At 67.5% G+C, this 12,034-nt stretch carries 14 protein-coding genes and 1 other RNA gene; 9 read left to right on the top strand and 6 right to left on the bottom strand.

All coding sequences use genetic code 11. From position 1 onward, the window contains the following. The first annotated feature begins 133 nt into the window (after positions 1 to 133). From AC069H_RS33705 to AC069H_RS33680, 6 genes are all read left to right on the top strand, one after another. Positions 134 to 634, top strand: a complete 501-nt coding sequence (locus AC069H_RS33705) for a PadR family transcriptional regulator (RefSeq protein ID WP_125789207.1) — start codon at positions 134 to 136, stop codon at positions 632 to 634. 66 nt (positions 635 to 700) lie between these two features. After that, positions 701 to 1,804 carry a peptide chain release factor 2 gene (prfB, locus tag AC069H_RS33700; protein ID WP_219145734.1) on the top strand — a complete coding sequence of 368 codons (1,104 nt, stop codon included), beginning with the start codon at positions 701 to 703 and terminating at the stop codon, positions 1,802 to 1,804. A gap of 135 nt (positions 1,805 to 1,939) precedes the next feature. Beyond that, the gene (gene ftsE, locus AC069H_RS33695; protein WP_005168409.1) at positions 1,940 to 2,629 is read left to right on the top strand and encodes a cell division ATP-binding protein FtsE; all 690 of its coding nucleotides are present in this window, start codon (positions 1,940 to 1,942) and stop codon (positions 2,627 to 2,629) included. Positions 2,630 to 2,680: 51 nt separating this feature from the next. After that, positions 2,681 to 3,574, top strand: a complete 894-nt coding sequence (gene ftsX / locus AC069H_RS33690; protein WP_340684289.1) for a permease-like cell division protein FtsX — start codon at positions 2,681 to 2,683, stop codon at positions 3,572 to 3,574. A 51-nt stretch (positions 3,575 to 3,625) separates the two neighbouring features. Beyond that, entirely contained in the window at positions 3,626 to 4,108 is a 483-nt protein-coding gene (smpB, locus tag AC069H_RS33685; protein ID WP_340684288.1) for an SsrA-binding protein SmpB, read from the top strand. Beyond that, on the top strand, positions 4,105 to 5,001 hold the full coding sequence (locus AC069H_RS33680) for an amidohydrolase family protein (RefSeq protein ID WP_478235023.1): 897 nt from the start codon (positions 4,105 to 4,107) through the stop codon (positions 4,999 to 5,001). The genes smpB and AC069H_RS33680 overlap by 4 nt, the downstream gene beginning before the upstream one ends. Here the strand turns inward: AC069H_RS33680 and AC069H_RS33675 are convergent. The 5 genes from AC069H_RS33675 to AC069H_RS33655 form a co-directional block, all read right to left on the bottom strand. Continuing rightward, positions 4,991 to 6,316, bottom strand: a complete 1,326-nt coding sequence (locus AC069H_RS33675) for an acyltransferase family protein (RefSeq protein ID WP_478235022.1) — start codon at positions 6,314 to 6,316, stop codon at positions 4,991 to 4,993. The two genes, AC069H_RS33680 and AC069H_RS33675, sit on opposite strands and share 11 nt — an antisense overlap. Positions 6,317 to 6,409: 93 nt before the next feature. After that, positions 6,410 to 6,643 (bottom strand): hypothetical protein, encoded by a 234-nt coding sequence (locus AC069H_RS33670; RefSeq protein ID WP_340684285.1) that lies wholly within the window; start codon positions 6,641 to 6,643, stop codon positions 6,410 to 6,412. Positions 6,644 to 6,724: 81 nt separating this feature from the next. Continuing rightward, the gene (locus AC069H_RS33665) at positions 6,725 to 7,366 is read right to left on the bottom strand and encodes a response regulator transcription factor (RefSeq protein WP_219145731.1); all 642 of its coding nucleotides are present in this window, start codon (positions 7,364 to 7,366) and stop codon (positions 6,725 to 6,727) included. A gap of 52 nt (positions 7,367 to 7,418) precedes the next feature. Next, positions 7,419 to 8,558 (bottom strand): sensor histidine kinase, encoded by a 1,140-nt coding sequence (locus AC069H_RS33660; protein ID WP_478226755.1) that lies wholly within the window; start codon positions 8,556 to 8,558, stop codon positions 7,419 to 7,421. Continuing rightward, complete coding sequence (locus AC069H_RS33655) at positions 8,555 to 9,232, bottom strand: sensor domain-containing protein (RefSeq protein WP_478235021.1); 678 nt, start codon at positions 9,230 to 9,232, stop codon at positions 8,555 to 8,557. The genes AC069H_RS33660 and AC069H_RS33655 overlap by 4 nt, the downstream gene beginning before the upstream one ends. A 155-nt stretch (positions 9,233 to 9,387) precedes the next feature. Between AC069H_RS33655 and ssrA the strand changes: the two genes are divergently transcribed. The 3 genes from ssrA (at position 9,388) to AC069H_RS33640 (ending at position 11,005) form a co-directional block, all read left to right on the top strand. After that, positions 9,388 to 9,760: a transfer-messenger RNA gene (gene ssrA / locus AC069H_RS33650) on the top strand. A 156-nt stretch (positions 9,761 to 9,916) separates the two neighbouring features. After that, positions 9,917 to 10,654 (top strand): alpha/beta fold hydrolase, encoded by a 738-nt coding sequence (locus AC069H_RS33645; RefSeq protein WP_478235020.1) that lies wholly within the window; start codon positions 9,917 to 9,919, stop codon positions 10,652 to 10,654. A gap of 135 nt (positions 10,655 to 10,789) precedes the next feature. Next, on the top strand, positions 10,790 to 11,005 hold the full coding sequence (locus AC069H_RS33640; protein WP_125680489.1) for a hypothetical protein: 216 nt from the start codon (positions 10,790 to 10,792) through the stop codon (positions 11,003 to 11,005). Here the strand turns inward: AC069H_RS33640 and AC069H_RS33635 are convergent. Further along, complete coding sequence (locus AC069H_RS33635) at positions 10,993 to 11,778, bottom strand: IclR family transcriptional regulator (protein WP_478226758.1); 786 nt, start codon at positions 11,776 to 11,778, stop codon at positions 10,993 to 10,995. The genes AC069H_RS33640 and AC069H_RS33635 overlap by 13 nt on opposite strands. Positions 11,779 to 12,034: the final 256 nt, after the last annotated feature.

Below are 12,034 nucleotides of genomic sequence, written 5' to 3'. Positions count from 1 at the left end.
GTTGCGTAGCGTGTTCAGTCCATTGTGGACAGGCGTAGTGCGTTGGGCCGAATGAGCGCATATCACTAGCCACAATGGACAGATGTGTTGACCACAGTGGACACAGGTTCCGAAAAGTGGGACCGTAGAGGACGTGTCCGAATTGAATGCAACAGCCGCCGCACTGCTCGGTCTTCTCCACGACGGTCCCGCCACGGGCGGGCAACTGGTCGCGGGGGCGGGTGAGCGTTTCGGCGCCTTCTTCAGCGTGACCCGCAGCCAGGTGTACCGGGAGCTCCCCGCCTTGTCGAAGGAGGGCCTCGTCCGCCTCGGCAAGCAGGGCCCGCGGTCGAGCCAGCAGTACCTCATCACCGCGGCGGGCAAGAAGGCGTTCAAGACGTGGCTGACCTCCGAAGCCGGTCCTGACCACCTCCGCAGCCCGCTGATCCTGCGTCTCGTGCACGCCGGTTCGCTGACGGTCAAGCAGCGCTCGGCCCTGCTCGAGTCGGCCCGCGCGAGCTACACCCAGCAGCTCGACGAGGCCAAGGTCGCCACCAAGGCCGCCGACGGCCCGTACGCCAAGGCCGTCGCCGAGTTCGCGCAGGCGCAGGCGAAAGCCGCGCTGAAACTGCTGGATTCCATCCCCCAGTCCTGACCCGGACAGGTGCCCACGGCCGGTTCCCCGCAACCGGTCGTGGGTTTTGCCGTAACCTTGGCCGACGTGAGTGATGAGTTCGATGCGGCACTGAAGGACCTGGCCGGCAAGCTGACGCAGATCGAGTCGGTGATGGACCTGGATGCGCTGCGTGCCCAGGTGGCCGAGCTGGAGGAACAGGCATCCAGCCCGAACCTCTGGGACGACCCCGAAGCGGCGCAGAAGGTCACCAGCCAGTTGTCCCACCGGCAGAGTGAGCTGCGACGCATTTCCGAGCTGCGGCAGCGGCTCGACGACCTGGGCGTCCTCTATGAACTGGCCGAGGCCGAGGGCGACTCCGCCAGCGTGGCCGAGTCCGAGTCCGAGCTCACGGCGCTCACCAAGGACATCGACGGGCTCGAGGTCCGCACCCTGCTGTCGGGTGAATACGACCCGCGCAACGCCGTGGTCACCATCCGGTCCGAAGCGGGCGGCGTCGACGCGGCAGACTGGGCCGAGATGCTGCTCCGGATGTACCTGCGGTGGGCCGAGCGCCACAACTACCCGACGGACGTCTACGACATCTCCTACGCCGAGGAAGCGGGCATCAAGTCCGCCACCTTCAAGGTGACCGCGCCCTACGTCTACGGCACGCTCTCGGTCGAGCAGGGCACGCACCGGCTGGTGCGCATCTCGCCGTTCGACAACCAGAGCCGCCGCCAGACCTCCTTCGCGCACGTCGAGGTGATGCCCGAGGTCGAGGAGGTCGACCACGTCGACATCCCCGAGAAGGACATCCGCGTCGACGTGTACCGCTCGTCCGGTCCCGGTGGGCAGAGCGTGAACACGACGGACTCGGCGGTGCGGATCACACACATCCCGACCGGCGTGGTCGTTTCGTGCCAGAACGAAAAGTCGCAGCTGCAGAACAAGGCGGCCGCGATGAAGGTCCTCCAGGCGCGGCTGCTGCAGCGGAAGAAGGAGGAGGAGCGCGCCGAGATGGACGCGCTCAAGGACGGTGGCTCCAGCTGGGGCAACCAGATGCGCTCCTACGTGCTGCACCCGTACCAGATGGTCAAGGACCTGCGGACCGAGTTCGAGGTCGGCAACCCGTCGTCCGTGCTCGACGGCGAGATCGACGGCTTCCTGGAGGCCGGCATCCGCTGGCGCAAGCAGTCCGGAGCCGCGTAACAACCCTGCGTGAGAGAGCAAGGGACCTTTGCTGTCACTTTCCGGAAGAGAGTGAGAGCAAAGGTCCCTTGCTCGCTTGGCCGCCGGGACCGGGCTACCCGGGCTTAACGATGGGCATGGGTAGTATGCCGAACCGTGATCCGGCTCGAAGAGGTTTCCAAGGTCTACAAGACCTCGACCCGTCCCGCCCTCGAAAGGGTGTCGGTCGAGATCGACAAAGGCGAGTTCGTCTTCCTGATCGGTCCCTCGGGATCCGGGAAGTCGACCTTCCTGCGTCTCCTGCTGCGCGAAGAGGTGCCGAGCAAGGGTCGCGTCATGGTCTCCAACTTCGACGTCGCCAAGCTCGCCCGTCGCCGGGTGCCGCGGCTGCGGCAGACCATCGGCTGCGTCTTCCAGGACTTCCGTCTGCTGTCGAACAAGACCGTCGCCGAGAACGTCGCCTTCGCGCTCGAAGTCATCGGCAAGCCGCGCCCCACGATCCGCAAGGTCGTGCCCGAGGTGCTCGAACTCGTCGGCCTCGACGGCAAGGCCGACCGTCTCCCCAACGAACTCTCCGGTGGTGAGCAGCAGCGCGTCGCGATCGCCCGCGCCTTCGTGAACCGCCCGCTCGTGCTGCTCGCCGACGAGCCGACCGGGAACCTGGACCCCGACACCAGCCAGGACATCATGTTGCTGCTGGAGCGGATCAACCGCACCGGCACGACGGTGCTGATGGCCACCCACGACCATTCGATCGTGGACTCGATGCGGCGAAGGGTCGTCGAGCTCCAGCTCGGCAAGGTCATCCGTGACGACGCCCGAGGCGTCTACGGCATCGGCCGCTGACCGGCCCCGCCCTCCTCCGTAACCCACGACTTCCAAGGGACATCAACCCCGATGCGCGCCAGTTTCGTCTTCAGCGAGGTAGTCACCGGCTTGCGCCGGAACGTCACGATGACCATCGCGATGATCCTCACCACCGCGGTCTCCCTCGCCATGCTCGGCTTCGGTCTGCTGGCCGTCGGCACGATCGACAAGATGAAGGCCAACTTCCTCGCCGACGTCGAGGTTTCGGTCTATCTGGTCAACGACATCAGCGCGGGTGACCCGAACTGCTCGCAGTCCGCCTGCCAGTCGCTGCGGCAGGAGCTTCAGGGCAACGAAGGCGTCGAGTCGGTCGTCTTCGAGAACCGCGAGCAGTCCTACGAGCGGTTCAAGAAGATGTTCGAGAGCCAGCCGGAACTGCTCGCGCTGACCGGGCCGGAGGCGCTGCCCGCGTCGCTCCACGTCAAGCTGAAGAACCCCGAGCGCAGCCAGGCGATCATCCAGGAGTACACCGGCAAACCGGGCGTCAGCAAGGTCGACGACCAGCAGAAGGCACTGGACCGCGTGTTCAACGCGCTCAACGGTGTGCGGAACCTGGCCTTCGGCGCCGCGCTGATCATGGCCATCGCCGCGCTGCTGCTGATCGCCAACACGATCCAGGTGTCGGCGTTCACCCGGCGCACCGAGGTCGGCATCATGCGGCTGGTCGGCGCGACCCGCTGGTACACGCAGCTGCCGTTCCTCCTGGAGGCGGTGGTCGCCGGCCTGGTCGGTGCGATCATCGGCATCGTCTTCCTCGTGCTCACCAAGGTGCTGTTGCTCGACTTGGTGCTCACGGGAGACGTGTTCCCCGCGGTCGGCATGCTCGAGTTGCTGTTCCCGGTGGCGCCGATCCTGCTCGCCGTCTCGATCGTCATTTCGGCGATCACCGGTTACGTGACGCTGCGCCTGTACGTGCGCCACTAGCCGCCCGATAACCACCTGCCCGAACACAGAAACTCACGTAGAGTCGCCGCTATGCCCAAGGAACGTGGACACAAGGTGATCGTGTCGAACCGCAAGGCTCGCCACGATTACTCCATCCTCGACACCTACGAAGCCGGTCTCGTGCTCGTCGGTACCGAGGTGAAGAGCCTGCGTGAAGGACGGGCATCACTGGCCGACGCGTTCGCCACGGTGGACGACGGTGAGGTCTGGCTCCGCAACGTGCACATCCCGGAGTACGTGCAGGGCACGTGGACGAACCACACGCCGCGGCGCACCCGGAAACTGCTGCTGCACCGCCAGGAGATCGAGAAGCTCATCGGCAAGACCAAGGAGAGCGGCCTTTCGCTCGTCCCGCTGTCGATGTACTTCAAGGACGGCAAGGTCAAGGTCGAGATCGCGCTGGCGAAGGGCAAGAAGTCCTACGACAAGCGGCAGGACATCGCCAAGCGCGACGCGCAGCGCACCATCAGCCGGGCCATGGGCCGGGCGCTCAAGGGCCGGTACAACGATTGATCCACGGGCCCGCTTCGGACGCCGAGATCCCCGGCTGGATCTCGGCGCTCGGCATCGACGGGCTCGTGGACCTGCACCTGCACTTCCTGCCGAAGCAGGTCATGGACAAGGTGTGGGCCTACTTCGACCAGGCCGAAGAGCACTACGGCATGGCCTGGCCCGTGCACTACCGCACGCCGGAAGAAACACGGATCGAAACCCTGCGCTCGTTCGGTGTGCGCAGGTTCGCGCCGCTGGTCTATCCGCACAAGCCGGGAATGGCCGAATGGCTGACGTCGTGGGCGTTGGAGTTCGCGGAACGCGTCCCCGAGGCGGTGCCGACCGGCACCTTCTACCCGGAGCCGTCCGCGCTGTCCGTTGTGGACGGTGCGTTGCGCGCGGGCGCCCGCTGTTTCAAGGCGCACGTCCAGGTCGGCGCCTACGATCCGCGTGACGAGCTGCTGGACGGCGTCTGGGGTGCGCTGGCGGACGCGGGTGTCCCGGTGGTCGTCCACTGTGGACACGGTCCGTTGAAGGGCGCCTACACCGGGCTACGGCTGTTCGAGGAGATCCTGGTCCGGCATCCCGGTCTGACACTGGTGCTCGCGCACGCCGGCATGCCGGAGATCGACTTCGCGTTCGAGCTGGCCAGGAGATATCCGCGCGTGTACCTCGACACCACGATGGTCGGGGTGGAGTTCACCTCGCGCGGCAACCCGCTCCCGCCGGACTGGACGGACCTGCTGGCCGAATTCCCCGACCGCGTCGTGCTCGGCACCGACTTCCCCAACATCCCGTACTCGTACGCCACACAGCTGCAGGCGATCGCCGGCTGGGCCGCCGACGATCGCCTGGGTGAGCCGTTCCTGCGGGCGGTGCTGCACGACACCCCCGCGAAACTGCTCAGCGTTTGAGCTGGGCCACCTCGGTGACCGAAACGGCGCGGCCGAGCAACCGCGTCCCCAGCTCCGAAACCTGGATCTGCTTGCCCGCCAGGAGGAATCCGCCCGTCGCCAGCGCCACCCACGGCGCCGGACCCTGGGCGAGACCGTCGCTCAGCGGGGCGAAACCGTGCGCGGCGAGGCCGAGCAGGCCGCCCGCGATCGCCAGTCCGGCCACCACGAGCTGAGGCGTGTGGGCGGTCGACGCGGGGCCGGAACCCTGCGTTTCGAAGCGGGCGAACATCCGCAGCAGACCGAGGAGCACCAGCCCGCAGGCGCCGAGCCACGCGGGGAGCATCGTCAGCCACAGGACGGAACCCGGTTCGGGGGTTTCGTAACCGAGACCGTAGACCGCGACACCGGAGACGACGATCAGCGCCGGCATGTGCCACAGGTAGACGCTCATGAACCGCGGGCCGATCCACTTCAGCGCGGCGTCGAGACCCGGCCGGGTGGCCATGGCGTTCAGCTGCGGTTTGAAGGCCAGCAGGAGCCCGATCTGGCCGATCGCGAGGAAGGCCAGCAGCACGGTCGGCGGGCTCATGTTCGACACCGGGGCGCCCGGCATGCCGATCATGCTCGCGGGATACGGGCCGAAGGCGACCATCAGCGCGGTGATACCGAAGCCGGTGCCCGCCATGCCCAGCGCGGCGTTGCGGCTCAGCGAACCGAGACGGCCTTGCGTGTAGTGGAAACCGAGCTGGTGCACGGCCATCCAGACGAAGATCGCGTTCGCGAAACCGATCAGGCCGAGGTCGTTGAAGCGGGCGACGTCGACGAGAACGGCGGCGGCGAGCATCACGAGCGGGACCTTGAGACCCCAGCGCCGGTGCGCGGCGGCCATCAGCGGGGTGAGCAGCACGGTGAGCACGTACACGGCCAGGAACCACAGCAGCTGCGCGGCGATCGCTCCGCCGACCTGCAGCGGCTGCTCCGGTATGCCCATCCCGCGCAGAATGTCCGGGACGAACAGCCAGACGGCCACCAGCGGCAGCACCGGGATCATCAGGCGCTTGAGGCGGGCCGCGAGCCAGGAACGGGAACTTTCCGCGCGGTTCAACGAGATCAGGTTCGCCGCGCCGCCGGCGAAGAAGACGAGCGGCATGACCTGGCTGAGCCAGGTGATGACCCACCAGCCGGGCGTCGCGAGGGCGTTCCCGGTGGAGAGGTGGCCGTCGGCGTACGAGAGCACCGGCATACCCCAGTGCTGGACGACGACCGCGAGGATCGCGACCGCTCGGACGATGTCCAGGAACCTGTCCCGGCCCTGCTTCTGGCTCGTGTGCATGGAAAAGAGCCTGGTGCTTCGGGGTCGCGAAAACAGCGGTGCGGGCCGCCGTATCGCTCTTCTTGTTTTCGCCCTCGGGAGGTGGAGTTTTCCCTACCCCACGCCGTCGGTCTCGGGCTCCGGGAGCGGGGCGGAGCACAGCCGGAATTCCCAGCAGTCGTCCTCGGCGAGGCCGAGTTCGTAGCGGGTCTCGATCTTCGGCCCGTCGTGCAGATGGACGTGTTTGAGGACGGTGCCCGCGACCGGCTCGGTGTCACCGAGTTCCTGGACGCGGCCGTCGAGAGGGCCGCCGAAGAAACGGGCGCTGTGGGAGGGCCTGTCGGTCATGGGTCCTCCTCGGTTCGGCGCGTCACCCACCTACAGTCTGCTCATGTTAGGTGAGTGACGGCTTCGCCACCAAGAGCTACTTCAGCGTCCTAAGTAGGTGAGCACCGCGCGGACCCGGCGGTGTTCCACCGAACTCGCTTCGAGGCCGAGCTTCGCGAAAATGTTGCCGATGTGCTTCTCGACCGCGCCGTGCGAAACGACGAGAGAGTTCGCGATCGCGGTGTTCGACAGGCCCTGCGCCATCAGCCCCAGCACCTCGGACTCGCGGGCGGTGAGCGCGTCGAGTGGGTTCTTGCGGCCCCGGGCCATCAGCTGCGCGATGACATCCGGGTCGATGGCCGTGCCGCCGCCGGCGACCCGCTTGACCGCGTCGAGGAAATCCCCGACGTCGGCGACGCGTTCCTTGAGCAGGTAGCCGACTCCGCCCGCGCCGCCGGACAGGAGCTCGACGGCGTAGCTCTCCTCGACGTACTGGGAGAGCACGAGAACGGGCAGGCCCGGGATGACCTCGCGGGCCCCCAGGGCGGCGCGCAGGCCCTCGTCGGTGAAGGTGGGCGGCATCCGCACGTCGACGATCGCGAGGTCCGGCCGGTGCTCCTTGACCGCGACCAGCAGATCGTCGCCGTTGTCCACGGCGGCGACGGTTTCGATGTCCTCGTCGGCGAGCAGGCGGATCACCCCCGCGCGCAACAGAACCGCGTCTTCGGCGATGACAACCCGCATGCTGCCCCCAGCGTCGTGAGTGAATGGCAGAGCCTATTCACTCACGAGCGGGTCACCATTGGCACGGCAGGTCCGCGCGAATCACCGTCGGGCCACCGGGCGGGCTGACGACGGTGATCACGCCGTCGATCGTGGCCGCCCGGTCGGCGAGCCCGGCGAGGCCGCCACCTGGCCGGACTTCGGCGCCACCGTGCCCGTTGTCGGTGATCTCGACGATGACCATCGACTCGGTGCGCCACACCTTCACGCCCGCTTCGGTCGCTCCCGAGTGCTTCGCGATGTTCGTCAGCGTCTCGCCGACGATGAAGTAGGCCGTCGTCTCGACCGCGGCGGGCGGCCGCGGTTCGACGTCCACTTCGACGTCGACGTGGATGGGCGATTTCGCGGCCTGCGCGGACAAGGCGGCGTCGAGACCGCGGTCGCCGAGCACGGCCGGGTAGATCCCGCGGGCGAGATCACGCAGTTCCGACACCGCGAGCTTGGCGTCGAGGTGTGCTTCGTCGATCAGTTCGCGCACCGCGTCCGGGTCCTGGTCGAACTTCGACTTCGCGCGGCCGAGGCTCATCGCGACGGCGACCAGGCGCTGCTGGGCACCGTCGTGCAGGTCCCGCTCGATGCGGCGGCGTTCGGCCTCGGCGGCGTCGACACCGCGAGCCCGCGACGCCTGCAGTCGCTCGGCCTTCTGCTCCAGCTTCGCGGCGCGGTTCGGTCCGAGCAGCGAGTACGCCAGGTTGCCGTGCAGCCACCCGACCCACGGGGTCACCCAGATCGCCATCGGCAGCAACACGATCGACGCGATCGCGATCGGCAGTTCCAGACATGCCAGCGGGAACGCCGCCATCAGGTAGGCGAGGTCGCGCCACGTCGTCGCGTCGGTCAAGCGGGTCAGCCAGCGCTTGACCAGCGAAAGCCCCTCGACCGGCAGGCGCTCGACCGGCTCCAGCGGAGTCTCGAGCATCGTGCGCGCCCAGCCCCGCTCGCGGTCGGCGGACCAACGGATGAAGCTGGTCGTGGCCATGAGGATCGGGAAGCCGATCCACACCACCGCCGTCGCGATGCCGACCGCCAGGCCGACGACGATGAGAACGAACTGGAGGAGCCGGAACACGAAGCTGACGATCATGTAGACGATCGACCGCAACGGGCGCGGTCGCGGAATCCCCACCTGCTGAACTTGCTGGTCGATCGTCATCCGTGAACCTCGCCCCATGAATCCTCCAGACGGCGGCGCTGGGCGTGGGTCGGCCCGAGCAGCGCCGTCGCCAGCCGGGCGTGCATCCCGGCCAGCGCCTTCGTCAACGCTACCGACAGCGCGATGCAGAGCACTCCGAGCGCCGCCCAAGGCAGTGCCGAGACCGTCGAATCGACGGTGAACCACGCGTTTTCCCAGGTCGGGAAGCGGTACTCGCCGCCGGGCAGGAAGCGGTAGTGGATCGGCAGGCCGGCGAGGCCGAGGCTGGTCGACCAGAACGCCGTGACCAGGACGAACTCGACGATGCCGAGCGGGAAGAGCAAGAAGAAGTAGGCGAGGTCGCGCCAGGTCGAGCCGTCCTTCAGCCGGGCCTTCCAGCGCACGGACTGACCGGCGACGGGCAGCGGGAGATACGGCAGGTCGATGTAGCGGTCGAGCAGCGCGTACACCCTGGCGCGTTCCATCCGGGCCGCGCCGCGGACCGACAGGATCACCAGCGCGAGGATAGGCAGCCCGATCCAGACGACCGCCGTGCCGATGCCCGCCGAGATGAAGGACATCAGGAGCGCGAAGGTGAGGACACCCATCGGCAGGTTCATCAGCAGGTAGACCAGCGAGCCGCCGAACGACGGATCGGACCTGCTCAGCTCCCGCTCGGCCGCTAGCGAGCTCATGGTCGTGCTCCTCTCTGGTGCGAGGAGACCAGCATCGCGCTCGCGCGCGCTCGCCGACATGGTGCTCACGGGCATCTCCCAGGTGGGGCTAGCCCCACCTGCGGGAATAACCCGGTTGCCGATCGAGTTATGATGTACAGGTTGTGTCCCACCAAGGGGGTGAACGGTTTCGACTTTGGACGTTGAATCAGGAGAAGCGTGCCGGTGCAGGCGAGAGACCACCGTAAGCGTCATCGCAAACCAATAAGCGCCGAGCCTAAGAGCCAGCGCGAGTTCGCTCTTGCTGCCTAAGCAGTAGAGCAACTCTGTCGGTCCGGGGTCGCCTCCGACCCGGTCACCGGCATCAGCTAGGAGGCTTACCGCTACACCCGGCTACGGGGTGTGGTCGGGAAACAAACAGTGGCTGGGCCCGTCACTTCAGCTTGTTCGCGTGACTGAAGGGGCCAAGTAGAGACATAGCGGACTGCGCACGGAGAAGCCCTGGTGATGCGCCAGAGGACCCGGGTTCAATTCCCGGCACCTCCACCGTTTCGCCGAAGCGGCCCTGCCCCTGAGGGGTGGGGCCGCTTCTTTGCGTGTCGGTCGGCTCGGCAGTGCGGGTTGCGTCCGCCGACGCCAAGTGATCCTCGCGGAGTGGGCCCGATGGGGCGGGCTCTACTCCTGAGAACCCCATAGGCTCGGGAAATGCGGCTTCATGTCCATCGGTGGGGATCCGGTCCGCGAGTCGTTCTCGTGCACGGCGTGTTGCTCGGGGGCCGGGAGGCGTGGCGGGCTCAGCGCCCGTTGACCGAGCGGTGGACGTTGCTCGCGCCGGACCGTCCGGGCCACGGCAAATCGCCGGACGGCGTACAGGATTTCGCAGTCGACGCCGAGTTGATCGCGGAGCAGGTGCTCGACGAGCCCGCGCATCTGGTCGGGCTGTCGTATGGCGCGGTCGTCGCGATGCTCGCCGCCGCGCGGCGGCCGGAGATGGTCCGGACCCTCACCGTGGTCGAGCCGCCCGCGGCTGGGGTCGTTCGTGGTCACGAGGTCGTCGATGCGTGGGACGCCGAACTGCGGAGATTTCTCGAAGGGCCGCTCGACGATCCTCGCGAAGTGTTCAAGGCTTTCTTTCCGCTAGCCGGTGTGCCGTTGCCGATTCCCGATCCGGTGCCGGAGACTCTGCGGCGTGGCGCCCGCGCGCTGGTCGGGATGCGGCCGCCGGGAGATGCGGAGCTGCCGCTCGACGCGCTGGCCTCCGCGGATTTCCCGATGCTCGCGATCACCGGCGACCACCGGCCGGAGTACGAGATCATCGCCGACGCGATCGCGGACGGGACCGGTGCGCGCCGCGAGATCGTGCGGGGGATGGGGCATTTGGTGCCGGACACGGGTGCGCCGTTCAACACCCGGCTCGAGTCTTTTCTGAATCACGCAGAGTAGCGAAATCTAGATCTTTTTTGTCTCAATTCACCCGCGCCGGGAACTGTCGCGGAGTGGGATGTCATGCTGAGTGTCCGACCATGGCCCTCTTTCGAAACGACCCCGTGTCGCCGGAGGGCCGGAAGAAGGTGGCAGATGACCTGGGCTAGGCATTCCAGTCGTCCCGACCCCGCTGAAGACCAGAGCCGGATGGCCGGTGTGCGAGCGGAGGAAGAAGTCCGCCTCACGCTGCAGAACGGCAGAGCCGCACGAACCGTCGCAGGGCACGCTTCGGATGCCCTCGACTGTGCTGAACTGCTGGCGATGCTCGGGCTCGAGGGAGTCCAGAAGAAGCACGCTCAGCGCATCTGACCCCCGATCCGGGTGGTCAGTTCGGCCGCGGTCAGCCGGACCTCTTCGGCGAGGTCCGGCCAAGTCTCCTCGCACCCCTCGGCTCCCGGGCAGAGGTGGCGGAGGGTCACGCTGATCGCGGCCATCGGCCGGCCGCCGTGGTCGAAGACCGGGCAGGCCACCGAGGCGAATCCTTCGGTGACGTGCCCGTCTTCGACCGCCCAGCCGAGCCTGCCCTCCGCGTTCAGCGTCCGGCGCAGTTCGGCGAGGGTGCGCGGGCCGCGACCGGTGCGCAGCACGAACGCCGCCGCGTTCGGGAAGAGCGCGCGGACGTGCGGTGACGGCAGATGCCGCAGCATCGCCCTGCCCGAAGCCGTGAGCTGGCCAGGCAGCCGGACGCCGACTTCGGTCACCAGGGTTTCCGGGCGGGTGGGACGCTCTTTGACCAGGTAGAGCGACTCGTTGCCGTGAAGCACGCCCAGATGCGCGGTGTGGCCGACGCGGTCGGCGAGTTTGCGCAGGAGCGGGAGCGCGAGCCGCTCCAGCGGGTCGTGCCGCAGGTAGGCCGAGCCGAGCTCGAACGCGGCGATGCCGAGGCCGTACCGGCGCTCGGCCGGCAAGTGCGTCACGAAACCGGCGGCCTCCAGTTCGGCGAGCAGGTGATACGTCGTCGAACGCGGGAGGCCGAGTTCGCGCGCGATCGCGGCCGCCGACACCGGACCCGGCCGCGCGGCGAGGGCGCGAAGGATGCCGAGGCCGCGTCGCAGAGCCGGGACCTCGCTGCTCTCACCCATGCCGACCTCCTGTTTCGCTTCGGCGGGGGAGCAAGGGACCTTTGCTCCCGCTTCTCTCAATGTTGAGACAAGCGGGAGCAAAGGTCCCTTGCTCTCTTTCCGCAGGTGACCGTGTGGGTTTTGGGACATCTGACGTCCCGAAACCCACACGGTCGGTACGCATCGCTACGCGGAGTACGGGGTGTGTGGAAATAGGGACACTCAACGTCTCTATTTCCACACACCCTCCGCTGCCGCGGTAGCAAAGGTCCCTTGC

Source organism: Amycolatopsis sp. NPDC043887 (genome assembly GCF_056435665.1).
Note: the sequence above shows the minus strand (reverse complement) of the source record. Positions and strands in the feature narration are given on the sequence as shown.